At 30.7% G+C, this 26,016-nt stretch carries 27 protein-coding genes, 3 tRNA genes and 3 pseudogenes; 25 read left to right on the plus strand and 8 right to left on the minus strand.

Annotated features, from left to right (window positions below; all coding sequences use genetic code 11):
- Positions 1 to 289 precede the first annotated feature (289 nt).
- Positions 290 to 490, plus strand: a pseudogene (locus tag Q0929_RS08925) (transposase); the annotation flags it as partial.
- Positions 491 to 825: 335 nt separating this feature from the next.
- Positions 826 to 2,061, plus strand: coding sequence for a peptidase U32 family protein (locus tag Q0929_RS00655; protein WP_299237666.1), 1,236 nt, complete (start codon positions 826 to 828; stop codon positions 2,059 to 2,061).
- Between the two features lie 402 nt (positions 2,062 to 2,463).
- On the opposite strand, the gene Q0929_RS00660 is transcribed toward Q0929_RS00655, so the two are convergent.
- Positions 2,464 to 3,645: an anthranilate synthase component I family protein gene (locus Q0929_RS00660; RefSeq protein WP_299237667.1), complete on the minus strand. Its 1,182-nt coding sequence runs from the start codon at positions 3,643 to 3,645 to the stop codon at positions 2,464 to 2,466.
- 68 nt (positions 3,646 to 3,713) lie between these two features.
- Here Q0929_RS00660 and hisIE point away from each other — a divergent pair, with 68 nt between their 5' ends.
- The 13 genes and pseudogenes from hisIE to Q0929_RS00725 all read left to right on the plus strand — a co-directional run.
- Positions 3,714 to 4,334 carry a bifunctional phosphoribosyl-AMP cyclohydrolase/phosphoribosyl-ATP diphosphatase HisIE gene (hisIE, locus tag Q0929_RS00665; RefSeq protein ID WP_299237668.1) on the plus strand — a complete coding sequence of 207 codons (621 nt, stop codon included), beginning with the start codon at positions 3,714 to 3,716 and terminating at the stop codon, positions 4,332 to 4,334.
- Between the two features lie 12 nt (positions 4,335 to 4,346).
- A complete protein-coding gene (locus Q0929_RS00670; protein ID WP_299237669.1) occupies positions 4,347 to 4,868 on the plus strand; it encodes a DUF29 domain-containing protein in 522 nt (173 codons plus the stop codon).
- A gap of 2 nt (positions 4,869 to 4,870) precedes the next feature.
- Positions 4,871 to 5,338 (plus strand): peroxiredoxin, encoded by a 468-nt coding sequence (locus Q0929_RS00675; protein WP_299237670.1) that lies wholly within the window; start codon positions 4,871 to 4,873, stop codon positions 5,336 to 5,338.
- Positions 5,335 to 6,111, plus strand: coding sequence for a dihydroorotate dehydrogenase electron transfer subunit (locus Q0929_RS00680; protein ID WP_299237671.1), 777 nt, complete (start codon positions 5,335 to 5,337; stop codon positions 6,109 to 6,111). Before Q0929_RS00675 ends, Q0929_RS00680 begins: the two co-directional genes overlap by 4 nt.
- Before the next feature lie 37 nt (positions 6,112 to 6,148).
- Positions 6,149 to 6,703: a viral A-type inclusion protein gene (locus tag Q0929_RS00685; RefSeq protein ID WP_299237672.1), complete on the plus strand. Its 555-nt coding sequence runs from the start codon at positions 6,149 to 6,151 to the stop codon at positions 6,701 to 6,703.
- Entirely contained in the window at positions 6,693 to 7,178 is a 486-nt protein-coding gene (locus tag Q0929_RS00690) for a 6-carboxytetrahydropterin synthase (protein ID WP_299237673.1), read from the plus strand. Before Q0929_RS00685 ends, Q0929_RS00690 begins: the two co-directional genes overlap by 11 nt.
- A 106-nt stretch (positions 7,179 to 7,284) precedes the next feature.
- The gene (locus tag Q0929_RS00695) at positions 7,285 to 7,809 is read left to right on the plus strand and encodes a gamma carbonic anhydrase family protein (RefSeq protein ID WP_299237675.1); all 525 of its coding nucleotides are present in this window, start codon (positions 7,285 to 7,287) and stop codon (positions 7,807 to 7,809) included.
- Entirely contained in the window at positions 7,806 to 7,973 is a 168-nt protein-coding gene (locus Q0929_RS00700) for a hypothetical protein (protein WP_299230015.1), read from the plus strand. The genes Q0929_RS00695 and Q0929_RS00700 overlap by 4 nt, the downstream gene beginning before the upstream one ends.
- Entirely contained in the window at positions 7,951 to 8,250 is a 300-nt protein-coding gene (locus Q0929_RS00705; RefSeq protein ID WP_299230017.1) for an HU family DNA-binding protein, read from the plus strand. The genes Q0929_RS00700 and Q0929_RS00705 overlap by 23 nt, the downstream gene beginning before the upstream one ends.
- 5 nt (positions 8,251 to 8,255) lie before the next feature.
- Positions 8,256 to 8,328, plus strand: a tRNA-Pro gene (locus Q0929_RS00710).
- 38 nt (positions 8,329 to 8,366) lie between these two features.
- Positions 8,367 to 9,146: a 5'/3'-nucleotidase SurE gene (gene surE, locus Q0929_RS00715; protein ID WP_299237677.1), complete on the plus strand. Its 780-nt coding sequence runs from the start codon at positions 8,367 to 8,369 to the stop codon at positions 9,144 to 9,146.
- The gene (trpE, locus tag Q0929_RS00720; RefSeq protein ID WP_299237678.1) at positions 9,147 to 10,625 is read left to right on the plus strand and encodes an anthranilate synthase component I; all 1,479 of its coding nucleotides are present in this window, start codon (positions 9,147 to 9,149) and stop codon (positions 10,623 to 10,625) included.
- A 97-nt stretch (positions 10,626 to 10,722) separates the two neighbouring features.
- Positions 10,723 to 10,919: pseudogene (locus tag Q0929_RS00725) on the plus strand (hypothetical protein); the annotation flags it as partial.
- A 121-nt stretch (positions 10,920 to 11,040) separates the two neighbouring features.
- Here the strand turns inward: Q0929_RS00725 and Q0929_RS00730 are convergent.
- The gene (locus Q0929_RS00730; RefSeq protein WP_299237679.1) at positions 11,041 to 12,210 is read right to left on the minus strand and encodes a nucleotide sugar dehydrogenase; all 1,170 of its coding nucleotides are present in this window, start codon (positions 12,208 to 12,210) and stop codon (positions 11,041 to 11,043) included.
- A gap of 125 nt (positions 12,211 to 12,335) precedes the next feature.
- Between Q0929_RS00730 and mqnE the strand changes: the two genes are divergently transcribed.
- A complete protein-coding gene (mqnE, locus tag Q0929_RS00735; RefSeq protein WP_299237680.1) occupies positions 12,336 to 13,457 on the plus strand; it encodes an aminofutalosine synthase MqnE in 1,122 nt (373 codons plus the stop codon).
- Between the two features lie 410 nt (positions 13,458 to 13,867).
- Here mqnE and Q0929_RS00740 read toward each other — a convergent pair.
- Positions 13,868 to 14,173: pseudogene (locus tag Q0929_RS00740) on the minus strand (transposase); the annotation flags it as partial.
- Positions 14,174 to 14,351: 178 nt separating this feature from the next.
- Here Q0929_RS00740 and Q0929_RS00745 point away from each other — a divergent pair.
- The 6 genes from Q0929_RS00745 to Q0929_RS00770 all read left to right on the plus strand — a co-directional run bounded on the left by Q0929_RS00745 (position 14,352) and on the right by Q0929_RS00770 (position 17,854).
- Positions 14,352 to 14,483: a hypothetical protein gene (locus tag Q0929_RS00745; protein WP_343232041.1), complete on the plus strand. Its 132-nt coding sequence runs from the start codon at positions 14,352 to 14,354 to the stop codon at positions 14,481 to 14,483.
- A 39-nt stretch (positions 14,484 to 14,522) separates the two neighbouring features.
- A tRNA-Val gene (locus Q0929_RS00750) sits at positions 14,523 to 14,596 on the plus strand.
- A 14-nt stretch (positions 14,597 to 14,610) separates the two neighbouring features.
- Positions 14,611 to 14,686, plus strand: a tRNA-Asp gene (locus Q0929_RS00755).
- 26 nt (positions 14,687 to 14,712) lie between these two features.
- Complete coding sequence (locus Q0929_RS00760) at positions 14,713 to 15,507, plus strand: IclR family transcriptional regulator (protein ID WP_299237682.1); 795 nt, start codon at positions 14,713 to 14,715, stop codon at positions 15,505 to 15,507.
- 507 nt (positions 15,508 to 16,014) lie between these two features.
- Positions 16,015 to 16,674: a response regulator transcription factor gene (locus Q0929_RS00765; protein ID WP_299237683.1), complete on the plus strand. Its 660-nt coding sequence runs from the start codon at positions 16,015 to 16,017 to the stop codon at positions 16,672 to 16,674.
- A complete protein-coding gene (locus Q0929_RS00770) occupies positions 16,655 to 17,854 on the plus strand; it encodes a HAMP domain-containing sensor histidine kinase (RefSeq protein ID WP_299237684.1) in 1,200 nt (399 codons plus the stop codon). The genes Q0929_RS00765 and Q0929_RS00770 overlap by 20 nt, the downstream gene beginning before the upstream one ends.
- A gap of 479 nt (positions 17,855 to 18,333) precedes the next feature.
- On the opposite strand, the gene Q0929_RS00775 is transcribed toward Q0929_RS00770, so the two are convergent.
- From Q0929_RS00775 to Q0929_RS00795, 5 genes are read right to left on the minus strand one after another with little or no spacing between them, the layout of a single operon-like run.
- Positions 18,334 to 19,569: a sensor domain-containing diguanylate cyclase gene (locus Q0929_RS00775; protein ID WP_299237685.1), complete on the minus strand. Its 1,236-nt coding sequence runs from the start codon at positions 19,567 to 19,569 to the stop codon at positions 18,334 to 18,336.
- Between the two features lie 10 nt (positions 19,570 to 19,579).
- Positions 19,580 to 20,791: an HDOD domain-containing protein gene (locus tag Q0929_RS00780; RefSeq protein WP_299237686.1), complete on the minus strand. Its 1,212-nt coding sequence runs from the start codon at positions 20,789 to 20,791 to the stop codon at positions 19,580 to 19,582.
- 16 nt (positions 20,792 to 20,807) lie between these two features.
- Positions 20,808 to 21,587: a twin-arginine translocase subunit TatC gene (gene tatC, locus Q0929_RS00785; RefSeq protein ID WP_012460134.1), complete on the minus strand. Its 780-nt coding sequence runs from the start codon at positions 21,585 to 21,587 to the stop codon at positions 20,808 to 20,810.
- Positions 21,580 to 21,930 (minus strand): Sec-independent protein translocase protein TatB, encoded by a 351-nt coding sequence (gene tatB / locus Q0929_RS00790; protein WP_299237687.1) that lies wholly within the window; start codon positions 21,928 to 21,930, stop codon positions 21,580 to 21,582. The genes tatC and tatB overlap by 8 nt, the downstream gene beginning before the upstream one ends.
- Positions 21,931 to 21,955: 25 nt before the next feature.
- Complete coding sequence (locus Q0929_RS00795; RefSeq protein WP_299237688.1) at positions 21,956 to 24,517, minus strand: BamA/TamA family outer membrane protein; 2,562 nt, start codon at positions 24,515 to 24,517, stop codon at positions 21,956 to 21,958.
- An 88-nt stretch (positions 24,518 to 24,605) separates the two neighbouring features.
- Between Q0929_RS00795 and Q0929_RS00800 the strand changes: the two genes are divergently transcribed.
- From Q0929_RS00800 to Q0929_RS00810, 3 genes are read left to right on the plus strand one after another with little or no spacing between them, the layout of a single operon-like run.
- Positions 24,606 to 25,001 carry a transcriptional repressor gene (locus Q0929_RS00800; protein ID WP_343232016.1) on the plus strand — a complete coding sequence of 132 codons (396 nt, stop codon included), beginning with the start codon at positions 24,606 to 24,608 and terminating at the stop codon, positions 24,999 to 25,001.
- On the plus strand, positions 24,985 to 25,575 hold the full coding sequence (locus Q0929_RS00805) for a sulfite oxidase-like oxidoreductase (protein WP_299237689.1): 591 nt from the start codon (positions 24,985 to 24,987) through the stop codon (positions 25,573 to 25,575). Before Q0929_RS00800 ends, Q0929_RS00805 begins: the two co-directional genes overlap by 17 nt.
- 12 nt (positions 25,576 to 25,587) lie before the next feature.
- Positions 25,588 to 25,878, plus strand: a complete 291-nt coding sequence (locus Q0929_RS00810; protein WP_299237690.1) for a ferredoxin — start codon at positions 25,588 to 25,590, stop codon at positions 25,876 to 25,878.
- Positions 25,879 to 26,016 lie beyond the last annotated feature (138 nt).

Below are 26,016 nucleotides of genomic sequence, written 5' to 3' on the forward strand. Positions count from 1 at the left end.
TTACAAAAAGATTACAAGTTTGTAATGTTTAATGCTTGATTATCAACAAGTAAGATGAAAAATTACAAATTTGTAATGTTTAATGCTTGATTTTCAAGCCTTTATAGTCGTGTCGTACTTTAATTAGATTATTAACAAGCCCCTATAGCAGACATAGAACATTCTGAGCTGAGCGAAGCGAAGAATCTCCTATTTTTCTTTTCAAATCAAAAAATCAAAAAAGAGATCCTTCGGACTTCGTTCTTAGGATGACACGGAAAGGATGCTTACAAAAATTTTGGAACACCCTCAGCCTTATCTTAAAAAGTTTAAAAAGTCAGGTATGCTTATCATAATGGAACATACAGGAGTTTATCATTTAAAGCTTGCTGATTATCTGTATGAAAATAACTATCAGGTAGCAGTGGTAAATCCATTTTCAATAAAGAAATTTATGGAAGCTAAAATGTCAAGAGTTAAAACAGATAAAGCTGATTCATACTTCATAGCAGGAAAGTACAGCATGTGTAAAGAAAAGTGGCAAGATAAAGAAAATGGAAATCTATATGCAAGAAAGATACTATATATGGCAGCATTATCAGCAATAGGGTTTTACAAATAACATTCGGAGGCTGTAAGGTTAAGGATCTCATGTTTTGATTTCTTTTAAAAGAAAAGTAGAAAGGAGCGGATGCGGATATTCCTCGGATGGCTTTAGAGAGAATAAAAAAATTAATTAATTTTTGGATTTAGTTAAAATTTTAAAGCAGTTTAAGAGCTAATTGGCAAATTGGTATATATTATATATAAAAAACAAGCTATTGATTAAGCAGGAGGTGAAGTTTTATGAATAAACCAGAAATTTTAGCTCCGGTAGGGCATTATGAAGGACTTGCAGCTGTTATTAAAGCTGGTGCAGACGCAATTTATATGGGTGTTGGAAAACTAAATCAAAGGGCTTTAAAGTCTGAATTTGACATAAACGATGTAAAAGAAATTAGAAAGATTACTCAGGACAAAGGTATAAAGCAGTATATAGTCTTAAACTCCATCGTGTTTGAAGATGACTTGCCTTGGGTAAATGAGACATTAGACCAGTTAAAAGAGATAGGTGTTGATGCAGTTATAGGCTGGGATATGGCAGTATTATCCGGTGCCATAAAGAGAGGTATTACTACACATTTATCAACAATGGCTTCTGTTTCTAACTCACAAGCTGCAAAGTTTTATGAAGAACTTGGCGTAAAAAGAATAGTTCCTGCAAGGGAAGTAAAGCTTGATGGGCTAATCCAGCTCAAAGAAAAAACAAATCTTGAGATTGAAATATTTATCCACGGTGCAATGTGTATGGCTATTTCTGGAAGGTGTTTTTTAAGTCATGATGTATTTGAAACATCCGGCAATAGAGGAGAATGTTATCAAGTTTGCAGACATGAATTTGAAGTAAAAATAACTTCAAAAAACACTGGAACAGATTTTATTCTTGGTTCAGATTATGTTTTATCTGCAAGAGATTTGGTTACCATTAATTTTGTTGATAAGTTGATGTGGGCTGATAGCTGGAAGATTGAAGGAAGGAATAAAAATCCTGATTATGCATATCTTGTAACCTATGCTTACAGAGAGGCAAGGGATAGAATATTAAACGGAGAGTGGCAGACAAAGGGCTACCAAGACCTTTGGGATCTATTAGAAAGGGCATACCATAGAGAATGGGACAGTGGTTTTTACTTTGGTCAAGGATTGTTTGGTTTAAATCAAAGTATAGCAAAAGAGAAAAAAGTATACGTTGGTGAAGTAATCAAGTACTATCCAAAAATAAGTGTTGCTGAAGTAAGAATTATAAACAATCCTATGAAAATAGGAGATACTATCCATATAATCGGAAAAACAACCGGCGTTGTAAGACAAAAAGTTGAGTCTATGCAGGTTGATAGAAAAAATATTGAAGTTGCAGAAAGAGGAATGGTTGTAGGCTTAAAGACAGTTGAAAGAGTTAGAGAGGGCGATAAAGTTTATGTAATGCAAGAGGTGGACGTAGAAGAATTGCTTAAGAAAGGCGACAGTGCAAAAGTTGGTTGATTTAAAAAATGAGTTTCTTTTGTACGTTATCCTTGCTTTAGTCTGAAGGATTTCCTGTTTTATTGTTATTTGAAAGAGTAAGAGTGTTCCAAAATTCTCGTAAGCTTACCTTTCCATATCATCCTGAGGCTGTAAGCCGAAGGATCTCCTCTTTTGATTTTTTGATTTGAAAAGAAAAACAGGAGATTCTTCGCCGGCTGCAGAATAACGAAAAAGTTTGCTTTTTTTCTAATGCTTGTCATTCAACCTTTCGATGTCATCTTAAGGACATAAATCCAAATGGTCTACTACTTAAAAAGACAATAAAGAGCATGAGAATTTGGAAGTAAATTATAGTCATCTATAGCCGTACAAAGAGCCATTTGTTTTAACCAAATTCCTCATCCTGACGTATTACCTAATTTAATAACTTATCAAATCTGCATCAAAACCCAAGCTCTTTAAATTAGCTTTTGCTTTAATCAAAGTCTCTTCATACTCCTTAACCGGGTCAGAATCCCAAACAATACCACTTCCAACGTAAATTGAACATCTATCCTTTGTAAAAATCATCTGTCTTATAGCTACACTCATAACAAAGTCTAAATTTGGTTTTATCAAAAACGTTGCTCCACAGTAAACAGACCTTTTTTTATCTTCAAGCTCATCTATAATTTCCATAGCCCTTTTTTTTGGTGCTCCAGTGACAGACCCGGGCGGGAACGTATTTAAAATAACTTCTTCAAAAGATAGTTTTTCTTTTAATATCCCTTTCACGGTAGAACTCATCTGAAATAGTGTTGAATACTTATCTACTTTAAAAAGCTCTTCAACTTTTACATTATTGGCTATTTTTGATAAATCATTTCTCATTAAATCTGTAATCATTAAATTTTCTGCTCTTTCTTTTTCAGAATTTATAAGCTGATTTTTTAATACTTCATCTTCTAACTCATTTAAGCCTCTTTTTATAGTACCTTTTATTGGCTTTGTGATTATCTCTCTTCCTTTCTTTTCTAAAAAAAGCTCCATAGAACCAGAAATAAGAGAAAAATTTAGATTTTTTATAAACATCATATAAGGCGTAGGCTGAGTTTTCACAAGGTTCAAAAAGACGCTAAAAGGATAAAAAATTCCATAAACATCAATTCTATGAGATAGATTGGCTTGGTATACATCTCCTTTTGATATGTAATCTTTTATTTTCTCTACTTTTTGGATAAATTCAGATTTCCTTGTGTTAAACTTTATCTGCTTGATTATTGATTTTTCGGATGGTAAATCTAAACGCTCTTTAAACTCAAACTTTTTATATAGATTTACAAAAATTTTAGGCAAAGCTAAATCATCCTTCTTTAAATTTTTAGAATTTAGAATGTGCTTATTAAAGTCATAACTAATAAATCCCAATGCATAAAGATTATGTCTTTTTATAAGCTTTTCTAAAATCAGTAAAGGTCTTTTTGTTTTTATTTCATCTTCATTTATCCTAAGAATGTCATTATCATAAACGACCTTGAATATTGGTTTTTCAAATACATAAAAACCCTTTTTATCAAGCCAACCATTTTCAGATGTGTATAAAACTGTTTGCCCTGCTTTCATTAACTCCTTCCAAAAAGTTGAAATGATATAATAATTACTATACCATCTTAAATAGTAGGAGATAAATTTTGAACCTTGACAATTTAAAGTTTAATCAAGATGGATTGATTCCGGTTATTACTCAAAACTATTATACTGGAAAAATATTAATGCAAGCATACGCAAACAAAGAAGCTATAGAAGAAACATTAAAATCTGGATATGCAACTTATTTTTCCCGTTCAAGAAATGCTTTATGGAAAAAAGGTGAAACTTCTGGAAATTATCAAAAAATCATGGATATAAAGGTTGATTGTGATGAAGACAGTATTATATACCTTGTTGTAGAAGAAGGTCCGGCATGCCATACAGGAGAAGAAAGCTGTTTTTATAGAAATCTAAATCTTGAAAAAGATTTCAAGCCGGTTCCTTTTGAGATACTTCATAAACTCTATGAAAAGATTCAAGAAAGAAAAGAGACCATGCCAGAAGGCTCTTACGTTGCATCTCTATTTAAAAAAGGAAGCGACAAAATAATTCAAAAAGTTGGTGAAGAAGCCGTAGAAGCTGTTATAGCGTTAAAAAATAAAAATAAAGATGAAATTGTGTATGAAACATCCGATTTACTTTTTCATCTGTTGATTGCATTGGTTGACGCCGGTGTTAAACTATCTGATATAGAAGAAGAATTGTTAAAAAGGTATAAGTAGAGGTCTGATAATATGGCTACTCAAAGCGTAAGTAAAGAATTTTTAAAGGAGTTGTATGAAAAAGATTATTATAGATGGGTAAATGAAAATCTTCAGCTTTTAAAAGAAAAAGAATATGACTCCGTTGACTGGGAAAATCTTCTTGAGGAGATTGAAGATTTGGGAAGGAAACATTTGGAGAGTGTAATAAGCTACATGGCGATAATCTTACAGCATCTTTACAAGATTGATAATTTTAAAATTTACGAATATTCAGGTAAGGGCTGGATTAATAGTGTACTGCATGCAAGAAAGAGCTTAGAAAAACTTTTTTTAGAATACCCATCTTTAAAACAAAAAGCAGTTGAAAATATTGAAAAAGCTTGGAAGCGAGCAGTAATAGATTTAGTATATTGGTTTCAAAGACCGGAGAATGAAGAATTAGCTAAAAAGTTTTTTGGAAGATTGCCAACAGAAAAAGATTTTCCAGAAAAATGTCCATATACATACAAGCAGATTTTTGAATATAAACCATGGATTAAGGAGGATTATTAAAGATGGAAAGAGCTACAGATTTCTGCTTACCAGGAATTGATGAAAAAGGAAATGAGATTAATTTTTGTCTTAAAGACTATCTTGGAAAAGATAAAGACATTATTCTTTACTTTTATCCAAAGGACGATACACCCGGTTGTACAACGGAAGCATGCGATTTTAGAGATAATTTAAATATATTACAAAATTACGCTATAGTCGTTGGAGTTAGTCCAGATAGCATTGAAAGCCATAAAAAATTTAAAGAAAAGTATGGTTTGAATTTTATTCTTTTGTCTGATAAAAACAAAGAAGTCATGAAACAGTATGGAGCTTATGGCAAAAAAGTTATGTATGGCAAAGAGACAGAAGGAGTTATTAGGTCTACATTTATAATTTCACCCGATGGCAGTATTAAAAAAGCTTGGAAAAATGTAAAAGCTAAAGGTCATGTTGAACAAATATTAAAATTTCTTGGAGTTAAGTCTTGATAAAAGATGTTGAAGCTTTAATATTAGAAAACAGATTTATCTCTGGAAAAACTTACATGCTAAGGCTCAAAGCCCCAGAAATTGCAAGATTTGTAAAGCCGGCTCATTTTGTCATGATAAAGCCAACGCTTCAAGATTTTTACGACCCATTGCTTAGAAGAGCCTTTGCCATAGCCGATGTAGAAGATGACACTATAGTTGTTTACTATGACGTTTATGGAAAAGGAACATATGCAATTTCTCAAAAGAAAGAAGGAGAAACGATAAACGTCCTTGGACCACTTGGCAACAGACTATTTCCTGAAGATTATGATAATTATATCGTTGTAGGTGGTGGCATTGGTTATACCGGCTTAAGTTTATTTTTAAAGCAGTTAAAAAAGCACAACAAAAGATTTGTAGCAATTTACGGAGCAAGGAAAAAAGAAGATTTATCAATGATTAAATGGAATGAAGAAAACCAAATACAGCCAATATATTATACAGAAGATGGAAGCTTTGGAAGAAAAGGATTAGTCACGCAGGATTTAAAAGATATTATAAAATCAAATCCAAATGCACCACTAATAGTTTGCGGTCCAAAAGGAATGATGAAAGCAGTAGCAAAAATAGCCAAGGAAGAAAATGCATTATGCTATCTATCCCTTGAAAGTAGAATGGCTTGCGGAATTGGTATCTGCGTTGGCTGTGTAGTCAAGGATGTTAAAAATGATACATACGTAAGAGTATGCTATGAAGGTCCTGTCTTTGAGGCTAATGAGATTGAATTATAAAAATTTCAAAAAAAGCTTAATATTCTTCACAGGCTTTATGACAATTTTATTACTTCTCACCTCTTTTAATTCATTTGCCGAGACAACTATTGAACCAAAAATAATTGAGTATAAAGGTGTAAAAGCTGAAGATTTAAGAAAGGTAAATCAACAAGTCAATGCTTTATATCTAAGACAAAAACAGTTAGAAGAAAAAATAAGTCAAATCGAAAAACTTAAAAATGTATCACAAACAGATAAAAAACTAATTGAGTATTTCTTAACAGAAATTGAAGAGCTAAAAAAGAATCAAGAAGAGCTAAAAAATCAAATAACAAATTTTGAAAAAGAAACAAAAAAATCTTTTTTTATGTTAAACCTAATTCAATTTATAACCTTTGGAATATTTGTTGTTTTCATGACCTTACTTTATAACTACAAGAAAGATACCGGTAGAGAAATAAAGGAAGTTAGCGAAAAAGTTGATAAAATTCAAGAAAGGTCAGATGCTGAAATGATTTTATCTCTTATTGAAAAAGCTAAAACCGACCCAAAAGCAGCAGAAATATTACAAACATACTTAAAAAGCAGAGGTGAAGCAGATGAAGTATGAAATAACAAAGATCTTTAGATTTGAAGCAGGGCATAGAGTTTGGAAGCAAAACCTTGCAGAAGGTAAAACCGCAGTCCTTTCAGGATACGCATGTACAGATAACAAATGCAGAAATTTACACGGACACAGCTATATTCTTGAAGTAACCGTTGGCTCTGATACATTAAACGAGCAGGATGTTGTCGTGGATTTTTATCATATTAAGAATGCTTTGAAAGATTTAGTAGACAACGTGTTTGACCATTCTTTTATAATAGACAAAAACGACCCGCTTTATCCAATATTTAAAGAGCATTTTAAAGACTTAAAGATTACCGAAGTTGATTTTTGTCCAACAGCTGAGGCATTGGCTAAATATTTTTATGATTATTTGGCTCAAAAGCTTAAAGAAGCAAATCTTGAAGAGGATATAAAAGTAGTTCAAATTACCCTTTGGGAAACTGCAACAGGTAAAGCAACTTATAAAGGTGAGTAGTATTTGGAAATAGTAAAACTTCTGCCTGTAATATTAATTATGTTAATCTTTACAGGATTATATTTTTTTGTTGGTGTTAAGTTTATAAAAAAGTGGAGGAAAAAAGGTGGCAATCATTAAGCCATACAAAGGAATCTATCCAAAGATAGACCAAACGGTTTTTGTTGCTGAAAATGCTGTAATCATTGGAGATGTTGAGATAGGTAAAGATTCAAGTATTTGGTATAATGTAGTTATAAGAGGCGATGTTAACTACATTAGAATTGGCGAAAGAACTAACATCCAAGATGGAACTATTATTCATGTAGACCATAAAAGATATCCAACAGTAATAGGTAATAATGTGACAGTAGGTCATAAAGTTATGCTTCATGCCTGCACGATAGAAGACTACTGTTTAATTGGGATGTCTGCAACTGTTATGGATGGTGTAATTGTAGGGAAATACTCAATAGTTGCAGCAGGAGCATTGGTCACACCCGGTAAAGTTATAGAGCCATACTCTTTGTGGGCTGGAGTACCTGCTAAATTTGTAAGAAAATTAACAGAAGAAGAGATAGCTTGGTTAGAAAAATCTGCTGAAAATTATGTAAAATATAAAAATAGCTATTTAGAAGAGGAATTAAAATGAATGAAACGTTTGAGCTTTTACTTGCGATTGTAGTTTTTATTATCGCAGCGTTAGTAATTGTTGGTTTGATGGTATATTGGAGTAAAAACAACACAGTTGTAGATGAAAGAGATAAAAAATACTATGGCAAAGAGGTAGAAGATGAAAAGAGCAGACATAGTTAAAAAAATAGCAAGAAACGAAAAAATAATGTTAGATAAAAAAGAGATAGCTACCATCGTAAATGAAACATTTGACTTAATCTCTGACTATTTAACAAACGATATACACGAAGGAAAAAAAGTGATGATCTCAGGCTTTGGAACGTTTATCATTAAAAAAAGGAAAAGTAAAATCGGAAGAAATCCAAAAACCGGTGAAGAGAAGTTGATTCCTGACAGACTCGGCATAACTTTTAAACCTGGCAAGCTTTTAAAGAAAAAAGTAAATTCAAAACAATAAATAATCGGAGCGTGGCGCAGGTGGTAGCGCACTGGCATGGGGGGCCAGAGGTCGCCCGTTCGAATCGGGTCGCTCCGACTTGTAAGTCAGAAAGTGAGAAATAAAAGGAGAAAATAGTGAAAAAAATAGTTTTTCTTACAAATGATGATGGCTATCAGTCAAAAGGATTGCAGTCAATAAGAAATAGATTGATAGAAGAAAATTTTAGAGTAATTACAGTAGCACCGGATAGAAACATGTCCGGAACAAGCCATTCATTAACATTTACAAGACCATTAAAGATAGAAAAAATTGAAGAAGATTTTTACTATATCGTAGATGGAACACCTGCCGACTGTGTCCATCTTGGATTGAATGTAATTCTTCAAAATCAAAAGCCAGATTTATTAGTATCCGGTATAAATACAGGACCAAACATAGGTAATGACGTTTTTTATTCTGGAACAGTCGGAGCAGCAAGAGAGGGAACGCTTTTTGGCATTCCATCTGTAGCCTTTTCTGTAGGCTCTTCTAAGAATCCAAACTTTGAAGATGTGTCAAAAGTGGCTGTTAAAATAGTAAAAGCATTACTTATTAAAAACCTTCCAAAAGGAACATTCCTTAACGTAAACATTCCAACAATTCCGGCAGAAAAAATAAAAGGATTTTTGCTTACAAAACAAGGAAGAGGAGCATATAAAGAGGAAATCGTTAAGTATTTATCGCCTTCAAAGGAAGAGTATTACTGGATAGGTGGAGAAGAAGCACTATTGGAAGAATGCTCACCCGGCACAGATTACACAGCAGTAAAAAATGGATATGTATCTATCACACCAATCAGATTAGACCTTACAGATTATGAAGCCATAGATATTTTAGATAAAGAAAACTTTATATCTGAAATTGTGAGGCTCTAAATGGGTCTAATATCCTTCCAAGAATTTGAAAGATTAGCAAAAGAATTTAATGTAATTCCAATTTACAAAGAAATCTTGCTCGATATAGATACACCGTTATCTGTTTATCTTAAAATTTCATCACCGGATAGATTTAATTTTATTCTTGAAAGTGTAGAAAGAGGAGAGCAGATAGGCAGATATTCATTTATAGGCTCTTCGGAAAACTTTTACATCAGAACAAAAAAAGATACAGTTGAGATTTACAACAAAGGACAGATAGAGTATAAAAAAACAACAGACCCTGTCGGAGAAATAAAAAACTTAGTTAAAGAGTTTAAGCCATATAAAGATGAAAGCTTGCCGCCATTTTATGGGGGGTTTGTTGGGTATATAGGTTATGATGTTATCCATTTTTACGAACCTATTCCGGATATAAAAATAGACACTTTAAAAATCCCGGATTTATTTATGTTTTTAAGTGATGAAGTTATCGCTTTTGACAATCTTACTAACAAGATTAAAATAATTGTCTGTGCAATAATAAACAAAAATGAAGATTTAAAAATCCAGTATGATAAAGCTGTAAATAAACTAAATGCAATTGAAGAAAGGCTTAACAAAACAATAGAAGAAAAAAGATTAACATTAAAAGAAAAAGAAGTAAACCTTGAAAATTGGAATTCTAACTTTAAAAAAGAAGATTTTGAAAAAGTAGTTTTAAAGGCAAAAGATTACATAAAAGAAGGAGATATTATACAGGTTGTACTATCTCAAAGATTTTCAAAGAAGATAAAGACAGACCCATTAAACATTTACAGAGCTATAAGAGTAATAAACCCTTCTCCGTATCTGTTTTACTTAGATTTTAAAGATTTAAAAATTATTGGGTCTTCTCCCGAAATACTTGTTACAGTAAAGGATAAAAAAATACTTACAAAACCTATAGCCGGCACAAGACCAAGAGGAAAGACTGTAGAAGAAGACTTGAAACTTAAAGAAGATTTACTCAGTGATGAAAAGGAAAGGGCAGAACATTTAATGCTTGTAGACCTTGCAAGGAATGATGTAGGCAAGGTAGCTGTTAAAGGTAGTGTTAAAGTAGATAGATTTATGTATATAGAAAATTACTCCCATGTTATGCATATAGTTTCCGATGTTTCCGGAATTTTAAGAGAGGATTTACATCCACTTGATGTTTTAAAATCAGTTTTTCCTGTTGGAACTGTTAGCGGAGCTCCAAAAGTTAGGGCAATGCAGATAATAGAAGAGCTTGAACCGGAGAAAAGAGGAGTATATGCAGGGGCGGTAGGATATATATCCTTTGATGGCAATCTTGATACAGCAATAGCAATCAGAACTGCGGTAGTAGTGAACGATACTGTTTATATACAAGCTGGAGCTGGAATTGTTGCAGACTCAGTCCCAGAAAAAGAATGGCTTGAGACAGTAAACAAGGCAAAGGCTATGATGAAAGCGGTTGAAGTGGTTGAGGATTAGAAAGTCGGTGATAAGAGGATATATTTCAAAGTGAGAAAGAAGTTCCTCAAGAACCTAAATATCTTGGCTTTAAAACTATTGCTGGAAAAAAACAGGACGGTGCTACATAGCAGATGCTACAGGTTTTGCTTATGGAGATAGTTTTATCATAGGACTACCTTTTATAGCTGATAAAGGTTATGATTCAATAAATATAATACAAAAATCTTAGACATTGGACTTATCCCTGCTATAGAGATAAAACAAACTCTTAGAATAAAAATAAAGCATTCAGTGAGGCAGTTATCAAAGGAAATTAGAATTTTACATGATTTTAACCTAATTTTGAGAAGTAATTTTTTAATCTTTCGCACCAGTCTTATAGAAATACAATAAAAATTAGAATAGCTCCAAGACTTATAAAAGTTATTATTTACTAATCCCTATAAAAAACATCTCTTGTGTAAACCTTTTCTTTCACATCATCTAAATCGGAGCTGTATCTGTTAGCAAGGATAATGTCAGATTCTTTTTTTAATCTCTCTAAGGATACAACATCAAAATCCATAAACTTATTTTCTTTTAGTAAAGGTTCAAAAATTACAACTTGAACATCTTTTGCCCTTAAATACTCAATTATATCTATAATTGCAGCTTCTCTAAAATTATCTGAATCTGATTTCATCGTAAGTCTATAAACGCCAACGATTTTTGGGTTTAAGCTTATAACTCTCTCTGCTATATAGTATTTTCTTGCAATATTTGATTCAATTGTAGCCTTGATTAAAAAGTGTGGTATTCCTTTTTCTAAGTAGTTGGCCATTAATTGCTTTGTATCTTTTGGTAAACAGTAGCCCCCAAATCCAAAAGATGGATTATTATAATACATGCCTATTCTTGGGTCTAAACATACCCCTTCTATGATTTCTTTAGAATTTAATCCATGACTTTCAGCAAAAGTATCAAGCTCATTAAAAAATGCAACTCTCATGGCTAAGTATGTGTTTGCAAAAAGCTTTATGCTTTCTGCTTCAATAGAGCCTGTAAATAAAACCGGGACATCTTTTTTTATAGCACCTTCTAACAACAGATTTGCAAACTCTTTTGCCCTCTCGCTTTTTTCACCTACCACAATCCTTGATGGATATAGATTATCATATAAAGCTTTACCTTCTCTTAAAAACTCAGGAGAAAAAATAATATTTTCTGTATTAAATTTTTTCTTTATGCTTTCTGTGTATCCAATAGGAATAGTAGATTTAATAACCATTACAGCGTCAGGATTTATTGCCAAAACTTCTTTTATGACAGATTCTACTGATTTTGTATTAAAGTAGTTTGTAATAGGGTCATAGTCTGTAGGAGTTGCAATTATTACATACTTTGCATCTTTGTAAGCTTCCTGCGGGTCTAAGGTAGCTTTTAGGTTTAAATTTTTAGTAGCTAAGTATTCTTGAATATCTTTATCTATAATTGGAGATTTTTTTTCATTGATTAGTTTAACTTTTTGAGGGTCTATGTCTTTAATTACAACTTGATGGTTTTGGGCAAGCAAGATAGCATTAGATAATCCAACATAACCAGCACCTGCAACGGCTATTTTCATTAAATTTTTATCTCCTTTTTGTTTATAATGTAATATAATTATAACAAATTCAAATTCATAATCATTGCAAAATATTCATTCTTTGCTATAATATCAAAATCTCAAGAAATAAAGGAGCTTGGAATATGAACCTAACAACTGAAGAGTTTTTATCTTTAGCCCAAGATAAAGATCTTTTTCCTATTATAGATAAAGTTTTCAGCGAAAAAAGGCTAACTTCTGACGATGCTTTAAAGCTTTTTAATTCTACTGATATATTGACAATTGGATTTCTTGCAAATTACGTAACAGAAAAGAAAAACGGAAAATATGCTTACTTTGTGATAAATAGACAAATAAATCCAACAAATATCTGCGTTCTTGATTGTAAATTCTGTGCGTTTGCTCAGATGGATAAAAATGACCCAAAGGCTTATGAGATGAGTTATGAACAGATTTTAGAAAAAGCTAAACATGCAGTTGAAAATGGAGCATCAGAAGTTCATATAGTTGGCGGTCTTCATCCAGATTGGGATTTTGAAAAGTATTTGAATATAGTGTCATTGATAAAGAAGAATTTTCCAAGCTTACATATAAAGGCGTTTACTGCTGTTGAGATAGATTATTTTTCTAAATTATCCGGTTTAAGCTATGAAGAAGTTTTAATAAAACTTAAAGAAGCCGGACTTGGCAGCCTTCCGGGTGGCGGGGCAGAAATTTTTTCTCCGGATGTAAGAAGAATTATTGCACCTAAAAAATTAGGATACAAAAAATATTTGGAAATTCATAAAATAGCTCATAGGCTTGGATTATATTCTACAACAACAATGCTGTACGGACATGTAGAAAGTTATAAAGATAGGGTTGACCATATGGAAAAAATAAGGCAGCTTCAAGACGAAACAGGCGGTTTTACCTGCTTTATACCTCTTGCATATCAACCTGAAAACAATGATTTACCGGTAAGTGATTACACTACAGGTATTGATGATTTAAAAACCATTGCAGTTGCAAGGCTGTTTTTAGATAATATCCCGCATATAAAGGCTTACTGGGTTATGATAGGAGAAAAAACAGCTCAGATAGCCTTAAACTTTGGAGCTGATGATATGGATGGGACTGTAATGGAAGAAAAGATAGCCCACTTTGCAGGTGCAAAATCTCCTACCCAGCAGCAAAAAGAAAAATTAATAAGACTTATTAAAGAAGCCGGAAAAATTCCTGTAGAGAGAGACACGCTGTATAACCATGTCAGAGTTTACGACTAAAAAATTAACTTTAAAGAATTATCTAATAGCATTTTTTGTTTTTATTTTGACGGCTATTGTTTTTGTTATTTCAATAGTTGCGATTCCGTATTTGTTATTTCTAATACTAAAAATATTTTTTCTCAGCTTAGAGTTTACTGTTTTATTTGTTATTTTCTTTTGGATTGTAGCCATTGGTATAGTTACAATTTTAAGGCTTTTGGAATATAGTGAGAGGCAGGAAGTTAGATAAGGCTACTTACAAAAATTTACATCATCAATCCCCGGCATTTAAAGAATTTAAATCTTTTTATCTCTCATTTATTTATTGTGTAGGCAATTCATGAATTGTCTCTACTTTCTCGCCATTTTAAAATTTTAAATAAAGAGATCCTTCGGCCTTACGGCTTCAGGATGTTCTATGTTAAATGTCAAGTACACAAATTTTCATCAAATGGTTTTCTACTTTTTAATACACCATATGCCTGCCTTAATAACTTATGTGCTACAGCTACTAATTCTAACTTTTTAGCTTTACCTTTACTTATTAACCTTTCGTATAATTCTCTACAGTATTTGTTAAACCTTATTGCTGATAATGCTGCCATGTATAATATCTTTCTTGCATATGGATTTCCCATTTTCTTTATCTTGCCACTTTTCTTTACACATGCTGCACTTTCATATGGACTTGGATTTAAACCAGCAAAGCTAGCTGCTTCCTTTACACTTTTAAATCCCAGATAACGGAAGTGAATTCTTAGGTGAGTTTACCAAAGCATTAAAGAAAAAAGATATAAAACATTATTTTAACTATCCAAGATATCCAAAAGGACAAGCATATGTAGAGAGAATGAATATGAAGATTACGAATTAGAAGATATTCATGAGTTTAATAAAAAGATGTTGCAATATATGCTATGGTATAACACAGAAAGACCTCATCATAGTTTAAACAAAAAATCACCTTTACAATACTTTTGTGATATTATGAATTCAAGAAAGTCGGGATTTTCCAAAACCGGTATGACCTATACAATTGCTTGACAAGAATAAAAAAAATGTATATAATATTATTTCAACGTTGGGCGGTTAGCTCAGATGGCCAGAGCACCTCCCTTACAAGGAGGGGGTCAGAGGTTCGACTCCTCTACCGCCCATTAAAAAAATGAACGGAGCCGTAGTTCAGCCAGGTCCAGAACGCCTGCCTGTCACGCAGGAGGTCGTGGGTTCGAATCCCATCGGCTCCGCTTTTTAATACAAAAGAAGGTATAAAATGCATCGTAAGAGGGAAAAATCAGACTATATAGTTCAAAACGTAGATTTAGCCTTTGATATTTTATTTTACATAGCCAGAAGGCAATATGCAAAACCTAAAGATTTAGAAGAAAAATTCCAAACAAATTACACAAATCTTGAAAAAATCTTAGAAGTCCTTATAATCCGTGGTTATTTAGATTATAATAAAAGAAAAAAAATATATTCCTTAGGAATAAAAAACTTTGAACTCGGTCATTCGTATATTTCTCATACTGAGATTAGAAAACAAGCAAGACCTTTTCTACAAAAATTGGCTGAAGAGTTTCAAGAAAACGTATATCTTGCAATACGCAGTGGACATGAAATTGTGTATATAGATTCTTATGAAATTCCACGAAGTGTAATAGTTAAATCAAGAGTTGGAAGATTACTTCCAATGTATGCATCAGCTTCCGGAAAAGTGCATCTCGCATTTATGGATAAAGAAGATTTAGAAGAATTTTTTAGAGAAGTAAAATTAGAAAAATTTACTGAAAATACAATAACAGATAAAAACCTACTATTAAAAGAATTAGAAGAAGTTAGAAGAAATGGGTATGCTATAGATAATGAAGAGTGGGAAAAAGAAGTTAGATGCATCTCTGTTCCGGTCAGAGATTACACTGGTGATGTTGTAGCAGCGATAACGTTATCTGCTCCCGCGTTTAGAATGCCTTTTAATTTAGTCCATGGAAAAATGAAGGATAGTTTTAAGCAAGCTTCTCAAGAGCTATCGGAAAAGCTTGGATATTCAAAAGAAATTCAACTTTAGAAACTCTGTCTAATTACTCGAAATAATATATCAATTCAAAAACTTTAATACAAAGGGTTTTGTGTGTCCACTTTATTCTACATTTTACACAAAAAGAAAAAATCTAACTTATATGATTTTTAAGCTTCTATAAAGTCCTAAGAATCTTCTCTTTCATCGCTATTTGGAAAGAAAAGAAGGACAAAAAGGGGGCTCTTTGTCTGATATAGAATGAAAATGTTGGTTTTTTGAAACACTTCTAATTCTAAAAAACCGAGCTTGTTCCAAAAATCGAAAAAACTTCTTCTCAAAATTAAGACTTATAGGATAGATAAAAATATACAAATTAAAATTATGTAGAAATCCCAAAGAATAGGCCAAGCAATAGTTAACTTCTTAGCTTTACTTTCACTCTAAGAGTTTACTTTATCTTTATAGCAGGGAATTGAATCATCCTCTGCTTTTGCATATGATAGAATAAATAGCATAAATGCAAAAGACTTTTTAGAGAAATCAGTAGAGGATGATATGAAGATCCTTTTGATTGAAGATAATTTAGATTTAAATAACACAATTAGAGAAGTTTTAGAGCTAAACGGTTATATAGTAGATTCAGCTTTTGACGGAGAAGAGGCTTTAAATTTTATAGAGAATTCAAGTTATGATGTAATTATATTAGATTTAATGCTTCCGGATATTAATGGATTAGAGATATTAAAAACTATTAGAAGTAAGGGTGTAGATACGCCAATTATAATTCTTACTGCCAAAAACCAAACAAAAGATAAAATAACAGGACTTGATTTAGGGGCGGATGATTATATTACAAAGCCTTTTGATGTTGACGAACTTCTTGCAAGAATAAGAGCCATTGGAAGAAGAGTATCCACTGAAAAAAAGGATATAGTTTTAATAGACGACTTAGAAATAGATTTAAAAAACAAAGTTGTTAAAAAAGCCGGGAAATTCGTAGAACTAACCCCAAAGCTATACTGTATTTTAGAGCAATTAGTAAGGAATAGAGGGAAAATTGTAAGCTATGAAACTCTATTAAGTAAATGCTGGGAAATAACGGAAGTACCTTCAAGGGAAACAATGAGAGCAAATATAAAAAACTTAAGAAAATTGATAGACCCAGACAAGAAAATTATAAAGACAATAGAAGGTGTTGGATATAGAATTGAATAAATTCCATTTAGACGAATTCCAAACTGTCAGAATAAAGATAACTATTTTACTTACCTTTATTATATCCTTGATTACAGTTATTCTTTCATACTCTATATATCTTTCTTACGAAAATCAAAAATTAGTTGAGATTGAAGATGATATTAAGCTAAAACTAATTCAAGTTATTGATGCTATCGATAAAGATATTTCTCAAATATTTAAATTATCTATGGAAGAAGATACTTTTATTTGTCTATACAATTTGACAGACTATCAAAAACTTTGCATAAATAACTTAAATAACTTTTACATAGAAAAAAAATCAATAAATCCAAAAAACATTAAAATTTTTGAAGGAAAGAATCAATCTGGAAGTTTGATTTTGTATGGTTATAGATACAAATCTCAAAAAGAATATTTCATAGTAATTGGCAAAGATGAAAGTTATCTTAAAAATGATTTAGAAAAGCTAAAAAAATCGATTTTTTATTCAATCGGCCTTGTAATAATGTTATCAGGCTTTTTAGCTTACTCAGTCTCAGGAAGACTTTTAGAACCAATCAAGAAAAACAAAGAAAATCTTGAAAATGTTTTGAATATAATCTCTCATGATTTAAGAACGCCAATAACTATTATCAAAACTAATTTTTATTTAATGAAAGCTAAAAATTTTCAAAATATTGAAAATAACATAAATCAGATAGAAAAAAATATTAATTATATTCAAAATATACTAACAAATATAGAAGCTTTAAAATCTGTTGATAAAAAAGAGATTGAGGAAATTAATATAAACCATCTCGTAAAAGATGTTTTAGTTAAGTTTGAAAATAAGATTCAAGAAAAAAATTTAAGGATAGTATTTTCAGAAAAAGATCAAATAAACACAAATGCCAATTACGTAGATATGGAAGTATGTTTTTCTAACTTAATCGAAAATGCGATAAAGTATAACGAAAAAAATGGAATAATAGAGGTCGAATTTGATAAATCAAAAATTAAGATCAAAAATACAGGGAAATCTATAAACAAACCTGAAAAAATATTTGAAAGATTTTACAGAGAAGACAGTGCTGGAACCATAGAAGGACTCGGTTTAGGATTATCTATAGTTAAAAAAATATGTGAAAAGTATGGTTTTAAAATAAGTTATAGCTTTAGAGATAATATGAATAATTTCATAATCAAGTTTCGATAAATAAGCCACAAATCGAGTGAGAAATCGGGAATTTCGATAATACTAAAGCCTTCAGAAGCAAAGATGCTTAAAGTAAGCTTACCTTTGCCAGTCATCACTTTATGTATGGGCAGCACATGAATTGCCCAATACCCATCAGTCTATAGCTTTCTTGCTTTTAAAATTCTATAACTGTATTTAAGATATTCCTTGGGGGTGAGAAATTAGTGGTTTTTATAGAATTAAAAAAAAGAGAGATCCTTCGGCCTCAGGATAACAGAGAAAGATTGAATGATAAGCATTAAAGGAAAGGATAACCTTGGGGTGTCATTCTGCAGCCGGTGAAGAATCTCTTGTTTTTCTTTTGAAATCAAAAAATCAAAAGAGGAGATCCTTTAGATAAGGCTCTCAGGATGACACGGGAAAGGTAAAGTTGCAAAAATTTTGGAGCACTCTTATCTTTTGGATTTTTCGCACAAGTTATGAATAAAAATTAATTTTTAAACTACCACTTTATTTCTTCCTAGCTCTTTTGCTTTGTATAGTTTTTCATCTGCTTCTTTTATTATTTCATTAATATGCTTATTTTTATCTACCTCAGCTAAGCCAAAGCTTGCAGTTAATTTTATTTCCTTACCATCGTAATGTAGCGGGTTTTCTTCAAGGTCTTTCCTAATTCTTTCTACAATTTCTGCAGCATCTTTTAACTCTGTATTTGGAAGTAAAATTAAAAATTCTTCTCCGCCGATTCTAAATACATAATCAGATTTTCTTAAATTTCTTTTTATAATATTTACAAAATGTTTTAAAGCTTCATCTCCAGCAAGATGACCAAAAGTATCATTAATTTTTTTAAAGTAATCCAAATCAGCTATGGCAAGTGTAATGGGAGCATCGGTTATTTGGGAAATTTCTAAAAGTTTTTGAATAATTGCTTCAAAACTTCTTCTATTAAAGGCTCCCGTTAAAGGGTCTATCGACATTTCTAATTTTATGAATTTTGTGTTTAAGTACAAAAATTCGTTTCCTATCCAAATTACTATATTTTGAATATTTAGAATCATAAAGTAAAGGTCCTTAAATTTTTTGTTTTTCTTATAACTTTCTGCAATTTCAATTAGATTATGAAAATCTTTATGCAGGTGTTTTAAATCTTTCATAAGATTTACTTCACTAATATAATCTTTTCCTCTTTCTTTAAGCCATATACCAAAATCGCAGTTTTCATGTGAAATATTGTTAAATACTTTGTTTTCTTCTATTGATACTAAAAAATTCTTAAAATAGCGAATATGGTGCCTAAATGGTTCTGCAAGAAGTGGATGAAGTTCTTTGGTTACTATGTACTCTTCCATAAAGTCTAATCTGCTCTTTAATAAGGATATTTCATCTTTTAAATATCCCAAGGATAGTTCATTTTCCATTTCTTCGAATAGTCTTTCTATTCTTTTTGCCTCTCTTAAATCTATAGTGTTTGGTAGGTGTGCTATAAAGTTTTTTCTCAAAAAATCAAAAATTGATATAGCTTCATTAAAAATAATTCCTAAGTTAGCAAGGTCAAAACCTAATTCCTGAAGTTGGGAAATTTTATTCTTATTTTCTAATACATCTTTTATTAAGTATTTGATTTTTAAAAATGTTTCTTTACATATTGCAGATTTAAAATTTTTCTCTGCATATGTTAAAAGTCTACCAAAAATAATATCGATCTTATCTTCTGAAAATTTAAATTCCATTTTTACACACCTAAATTAACTTTGCAAAACTTTCTACCCATTCGTAGCTTTGTATCGTAATGTCAGCTATTCTATCCTTTGGAATATTAAGTTTATTAACATATTCTTTAATTTTATTTTTATCATTCTTTTCTACAGCTATTGCTAAAGACAATAATTCTCCAAAATACCCTCTTCCTTCCTTTATATCTTTTTCTAACTCCTCGCTTAAATTTAGATGTCTTAGAATTATCGAAAGCGGAGCTTTGAAGATTCTTTCTGCAAAGGATAAAATTCCAAATAAAAACGCTGTTTCAGCTATGTTTATATCATTATTCATTTCTTTACTTAATAATTCCATAAATTTTCCTCTGAAAAGTGCAGCTTTTACTACCTCCCTATCTGTATCTTTATTAGATACTGACATCATAGATATTAACATTAACCAATTTATAAGGTTTTTCTTTCCCAAATATGTAACTGCTCTATTGACTGATGTTATAGGGTTTCTTAGATAAAAAAATGAAGAGTTTACATATTTCAATAATGCTACACTTATTTCAGGATTAGCTTTAATTGCTTCTGCAATTTCATTTAAATCATCTTCTTCATGAACATACTTAATTATTTTTAAAGTATCTAATTTGTTAAAAATATCAGTATCCGACTCTAATTTTTCCGGTTCTTTAAAAAACTCTCCTTCAAATAGTTCAAATCCAAGGTCTTTTGCTTTATTAAAATCATAAAAACTATCTACATTATTGGCTATCATTGTAAATGGAAGTTGACGTAAATTATGAATTAGATTTATTTTTTCATCAGATAGGGCAGAAACATCAATAAATACAAAGTTAAACAAACCTGAAAAAGATATTAAAAAATCAATATCACTATCTTCTAAACTATTTAAATCTATTGCAAATCTATATCCATCATTTTTGTATTCTTTAACTTTTTCTTGAACATTTTTGGATTTAAGATTTGTATAATCAATCGTAATAGTAAATATCTCTTTTGGTATTAAATTTAAAAACTCTGTAAATATTAAGATATCTGAAGTTACTTTTATAAAGGCCTCTTTTCCGGACAAAATTGATACAACATCTATATCCGAGATTAACGAATATAATTTTTTAACCGTTTGGTGAAAATCCTCATTTTCATAATCATACTTTATTTCATATGCAACTAAATTTTGACTTTTATCAAATATGGGAGCTTTACATAAGTATATGTTTTCCATATCTTCCCTCCTATATTTACGCCTCTATTTTTTCTTTGACAGAAACTATCTCTTCTTTATACTTCATACTTTTTGGATATAAATATTTTGCCATAAGAATGGAAATTTCATAAAATAATATCAAAGGTATGGCAAGCATCAATTGGCTGATTGCATCCGGTGTAGGTGTAATTATTGCTGCAATAATAAAAGCTAAAACTATAAAATAAGGACGAGACTTCATCAAAAATTCCGGAGTTACTAATCCTAGTCTTGCTAATAAAGATAATATAACCGGCAGTTCAAAAGTTAATCCGAAAGCTAAAATCATTCTAAGGACAAAAGATATATATTCCTTAACTGAAAAGATAGCTTCTGCTCCAAGTTGGATATTGCCAAAGTTAATAAAAAATCCAATTGCGACAGGTAGGACCAAATAAAATGAAAACAAACAGCCTATAATAAAAAATAGCGTAGTAAAAATAACAAAAGGAAAAACAAGTTTTTTTTCATGTTCATACAATGCAGGTTCTATAAATTTCCAAATTTGATAAAAAACGAAGGGAGAAACTAAAATAAATCCTGCAAGAAATGAAATTTTAAATGCAGTAAAAAATGGCTCGGTTGGAGATAAAAAGTATAATTTTAAGTTTGGGTTAACTTTCAGTAGCGGCATTTTTAAAATTTCAAATAAATAATTTGCTTTTGTAAAGGCTACTACGGTTCCAATAATGACAGCTAAAACAATTCTAATTAACCTTGTTCTTAGCTCTGCTAAATGCTCTGTTAGTGGTGCTTCAGGAAGCTGGTTATCCATTTATATTATCCTCGTTGCTCTTTTCTCTTTTGAAAGTTATCTTCTCTCTTTCAACAGTTTTTACCGGCTCTGATTTTTTTATTTCTTTTTCAAACTCTTTTTCGAAATCAATTTTTACCGGCTCTTCTAACTTTTTTGTTATATCAGATTTTATGTCGTATTCTATTTCTTTAACAGATTTAAGGTCGGTTGCAACTGAATATTTTACGTCATCGATGGCAGATTTTAATTCTCTATAAAACTTTCCTAAAGACTTTGCTACTTCTGGAAGTCTTTGCGGTCCTAAAACTATTAAAGCTACGACTAATATAACTAATAACTCTTGGAATCCTATGCCAAACATTCTTTTAGCCTCCAATTATATTTTATCAGAAATCTAAACCGATGCTAAACTCTATTCTATACTTATTTTCATTTGGTTTTGTGTCTAACTTTTTAGCATAATCAAATATTAAACTTCCAGCAGGCGTTGGAACGTAAATACCTATTCCGGCGGTTTTTCTAAAATAAGGATTTCTATATTCATCGCTTTTAGTATATACATTTCCAAGGTCTAAAAATGTTAAGAAATATAAATTATATTTTTGATATAATGGAAACCTTAAGTCGTTGTTTATTAATAAATAACTATTTCCACCAATTTTTTGCTTTCCTGATAATTCTTCAAAGCCAAAACCTCTCATGTTTGCAATACCACCAAGAAAATATCTTTCGGCCAAAGGAAGCGTGTTAATACTTTTGAAAGAATAGCCGGTAGAAAATCTTTGACTAAGGATAAAAAAGTCTAAAAATTCTTTGTAGTATCTAAAAGAACCCTCTAAAGATTGATAATTAATATCTCCAAACGTTGTTTTGAAGTTTAAAGTGCTATAATACCCGCTTGATGGATTAATTCTATTGTTTCTATGGTCATCTGTTAGTCCAAAACTTGTAGTTATCACTTTATAATTTTTCAGTGGTGTAAATATTCCTTCATTTGTGATAACGTTGTATTTCCTTTCTAATCTAAAACTACTTTTAACCCATTTATTATTTCTTTTTTCAAAAAACAAGTCATAACCTGAGCTTTTTAAATCATAATTTCTATGGTACTGATTAAATAGAAATGTTGAAGCAAATCCGCTTAAATTCCATTTAAACAACCTATTCCCAAGAGAAAGTCTATAATTTGTTTGAAAGTTTGAACGTTCTATATAAGTAGAAAATTCATAACCGTAATTAAATAAGTTTCTGAGTATAACAGCAACAGAAGCTTTAAATTGCTGGTCTGTTGAATAACCAACACTGCCTTGCACTAATCCTCTTTTATCATCATGAACAATAATTGCTTTATCCACTGTCTTTCTTTCTTCCTGTGGTAGAATTAATGGATTAACATAGTCAAACAATCTTGACTCATATAGTCTAATTATAGATACATCAAAATTTTCTTTTTCAAAGTATTCTTTATTAGGAAATTGTTTTAAAATTACATTTGGCTTAAGATGAAAGCTGCCATAAACAAAGGTTAAACCATTTCTATATCTTTGTCCAAGATTATAATCGTATGTAGCAATAACATCAATTCTATCGTTATTTTCTATCAAATCAGTCTGAAGTAATACCTCAGCATCCAAGTATCCATCTTCCCTTGCTTTTTCTTTAAATTCATTTTGTAAATTTAATAATTCTTGTGGATTATAGATTTTTGGCAGTTCAAAATCCTTTTTGACTAAATAATTCTTTTGTTTAATTTCTTTAAGAATATATTTTTTTCCTTTTTTAAATTCTACTTTTAACGTAAGTTTATCTTCATTTTTTATTTCTTCAATCTTATAATTTGCCGAAATATATCCACTTTCGTAGAGTTTTTTTACTTGTTCCTGTAAATATCTTAAAAGCTTGTTTTTATCATAAAAGTTGCCTGCAAATTTACTTATATCTGATTTTATCTCTTCATAGTCTGTATCTATAAAAATCTTATCTACTTTATACCTTTTACCTTCGTTAATGTTGAAATTTATCTTAATATAAGGTTTTTCAGCTGACCCTTGATTTTCTTCCTGTTCCTCTACCTGAGTTATTATATCTACATCCAAAAACCCATAAGATTTATAGAAATTCATAAGATTTTCTTTTGATAGGTCAAGCTCATTATAATTAAATCCATTTTCTTTAAATGTTAAAAGATTTATTAATTGTTTATTGTCAAAGTTGTTATTGCCGGTGAAGTTTATAAAATACCTACTTCCTAAGTCTATGAGTATATATATGTTGGCAAAGTTATTATCCACTTGCTCGATGTCTTGTAAAACAACAAAGGATTCAAAATATCCATTATTTTTTAAGTACTCGTTAAGTTTTTCTATAGATTCTTGCAATTTATCAAAATAAATTATATCCCCTTTTTTTAGATTTAGAACTTTTAAAAGCTGATTTTTATCTTCTTCTGAGATTTTTTGGTCTGATAAAAATATTACATCGTTTAACTTTACTTTTTTTCCTTCATCTATGTTAAGTCTTACAAACGCATTACCGTTTTCATCAAATTTGGTTGATATGCTCGCATTTGCAAACAAATAGCCCTTTTCTGCGTAAAACTGTTTAATTCTAAGTGGAATTGTCTTTAAAGATTCGCTATCTAAAGCACTATTTACTCTTAAACCTGTAATTCCTACTATTTCATCTTTCCAAAAAGATTTATTACCTTTTATGTCTATACTTTTTAAAAATGGCTTTCTTGTAAGAAGTATCTTATCTTCTTTAATTTCTATCTTTTCAAAGTCGTTTGTTAATTCAAAGAGATTAGCCACATAATTTAGGTCATTTGTTATTCTTAAAATTTCTTCACCGTTATTTTTTGGTAAAGGGTAATTGGATTTTATCCTTTCTTCAGCCTTTGTAAGACCTGTAAAAAGCAAGATGATTAAAAATTTAATCTTTATTTTCAATTTCTATCTCCAAATATGGTTTAAATCATTTGAAAACAATTTATAACATATATTATTATATTTAATTCAGGATAAAGAGGTGGTTTTATTGCAAAGAAGAAATACGAACCAAAGAAAAGTTATATATGAAATATTAAAATCTACAGATATACATCCAACGGCAGATTGGATTTATGAAAGAGCAAGGAAAGTTATACCAAACATAAGTCTTGGGACAGTTTATAGAAACTTAAAAATACTAAAAGATGAAGGTTTAATCTTAGAGTTAAATGATGGAAAGCAAAGCAGATTTGACGCAAGGACTGATAATCACCTTCATTTTAAGTGTGAAATGTGTAACAGTATTTATGATATAGATTTCAACGCTATTAGTTTACAAATTAATGATAAAATTTTAGACGTTTTTAATGTAAAAAGTGTTGATATTGTTCTAAACGGCATATGTCCAAAATGCATAGGAGATGAACGTGAAAAGGATAATTAGCCCAATAAACCTTAGAGAAGATAGGCTACCACCTGGTCAGCATTGGACGGATCGATTAATCATTCTTGGAGTATCTGACCCTCCAGAAATAGATTTAAAATCTTATAGGTTAAAAATATTTGGAGAAGTAGAAGAGGCGGTAGTTTTAACGTGGGATGATATCCTCTCTCTTGAAAAAGTTGAGCTTGTAGCGGATTTTCATTGTGTGACAAGATGGAGTTGTAAAGATGTCGTTTGGAGAGGTTTTCATGTAAATGAATTAAAAAATCTTGTAAAGATAAATCCAAACGTAAAATCCGTAATGATTCATTCCTTAGATGGATATACAACCAATGTTCCAATTGAGTATTTTTTTGACGAAGATGTGATTTTTGCTTATGAATTATTCAACGGACCAATTCCGGCTGATAATGGTTATCCACTACGTTTGATAGTACCTAAGCTTTATTCTTGGAAAAGTGCTAAATTTGTAGCCGGAATAGAATTTATGCTTGAAGATAGACCGGGTTTTTGGGAGCAAAGAGGTTATCATATCTTAGGCGACCCTTGGAAAGAACAAAGATATTCTGATTAAAGGAGAGTAAAAATGGGAAAATTAAAAGTTGTAGTTGATAGAACGCTATGCGAGGGAATAGGAGTTTGCGTTCCTGAAGCACCAAAATATATAGTCTTAGATAAAAGACATAAAGCGGTAATAGTAAAGCCGGGAGATAACGTTGAAGAGCTTTTTGCAAAAGTTTCTGAGTTAAAAAGACAAGAAGCTGTATTAGATTTAACTGTAGATGAAGAAGAGGATATTTTTAGAGCAGCCGAAGCTTGTCCTGTAAAAGCAATATTCATATATGACCCAGAAACCGGAGAACAACTGTATCCATAGGAGCCAATATGTTAGATAAAATTTATTCCATATATGAAAGAAATGTAAAGTTTGTATTATTCATAGTACCTGTAATTCTTTTTGCTGTAATGGCTTATTTGTACATTAAAAGTGTATAAGTCATAACGGTTTGGGAAA

This window comes from Sulfurihydrogenibium sp. (genome assembly GCF_028276765.1).
GTDB lineage: Bacteria > Aquificota > Aquificia > Aquificales > Hydrogenothermaceae > Sulfurihydrogenibium.

Excerpts from the sequence above, each read along its gene's own strand:
- Q0929_RS00705 (WP_299230017.1), top strand. The coding sequence starts at position 7,951 with ATGAAAAGAGCAGACATAGTTAAAAAAATAGCAAGAAACGAAAAAATA.
- Q0929_RS00700 (WP_299230015.1), top strand. The coding sequence starts at position 7,806 with ATGAATGAAACGTTTGAGCTTTTACTTGCGATTGTAGTTTTTATTATC.
- Q0929_RS00690 (WP_299237673.1), top strand. The coding sequence starts at position 6,693 with ATGAAGTATGAAATAACAAAGATCTTTAGATTTGAAGCAGGGCATAGA.
- Q0929_RS00685 (WP_299237672.1), top strand. The coding sequence starts at position 6,149 with ATGACAATTTTATTACTTCTCACCTCTTTTAATTCATTTGCCGAGACA.
- Q0929_RS00780 (WP_299237686.1), bottom strand. The coding sequence starts at position 20,791 with ATGGAAAACATATACTTATGTAAAGCTCCCATATTTGATAAAAGTCAA.
- Q0929_RS00810 (WP_299237690.1), top strand. The coding sequence starts at position 25,588 with ATGGGAAAATTAAAAGTTGTAGTTGATAGAACGCTATGCGAGGGAATA.
- Q0929_RS00655 (WP_299237666.1), top strand. The coding sequence starts at position 826 with ATGAATAAACCAGAAATTTTAGCTCCGGTAGGGCATTATGAAGGACTT.
- Q0929_RS00675 (WP_299237670.1), top strand. The coding sequence starts at position 4,871 with ATGGAAAGAGCTACAGATTTCTGCTTACCAGGAATTGATGAAAAAGGA.
- mqnE (WP_299237680.1), top strand. The coding sequence starts at position 12,336 with ATGAACCTAACAACTGAAGAGTTTTTATCTTTAGCCCAAGATAAAGAT.
- Q0929_RS00760 (WP_299237682.1), top strand. The coding sequence starts at position 14,713 with ATGCATCGTAAGAGGGAAAAATCAGACTATATAGTTCAAAACGTAGAT.
- Q0929_RS00775 (WP_299237685.1), bottom strand. The coding sequence starts at position 19,569 with ATGGAATTTAAATTTTCAGAAGATAAGATCGATATTATTTTTGGTAGA.
- trpE (WP_299237678.1), top strand. The coding sequence starts at position 9,147 with ATGGGTCTAATATCCTTCCAAGAATTTGAAAGATTAGCAAAAGAATTT.
- Q0929_RS00670 (WP_299237669.1), top strand. The coding sequence starts at position 4,347 with ATGGCTACTCAAAGCGTAAGTAAAGAATTTTTAAAGGAGTTGTATGAA.
- Q0929_RS00745 (WP_343232041.1), top strand. The coding sequence starts at position 14,352 with ATGCTATGGTATAACACAGAAAGACCTCATCATAGTTTAAACAAAAAA.
- Q0929_RS00730 (WP_299237679.1), bottom strand. The coding sequence starts at position 12,210 with ATGAAAATAGCCGTTGCAGGTGCTGGTTATGTTGGATTATCTAATGCT.
- Q0929_RS00660 (WP_299237667.1), bottom strand. The coding sequence starts at position 3,645 with ATGAAAGCAGGGCAAACAGTTTTATACACATCTGAAAATGGTTGGCTT.
- Q0929_RS00765 (WP_299237683.1), top strand. The coding sequence starts at position 16,015 with ATGAAGATCCTTTTGATTGAAGATAATTTAGATTTAAATAACACAATT.
- tatC (WP_012460134.1), bottom strand. The coding sequence starts at position 21,587 with ATGGATAACCAGCTTCCTGAAGCACCACTAACAGAGCATTTAGCAGAG.
- tatB (WP_299237687.1), bottom strand. The coding sequence starts at position 21,930 with ATGTTTGGCATAGGATTCCAAGAGTTATTAGTTATATTAGTCGTAGCT.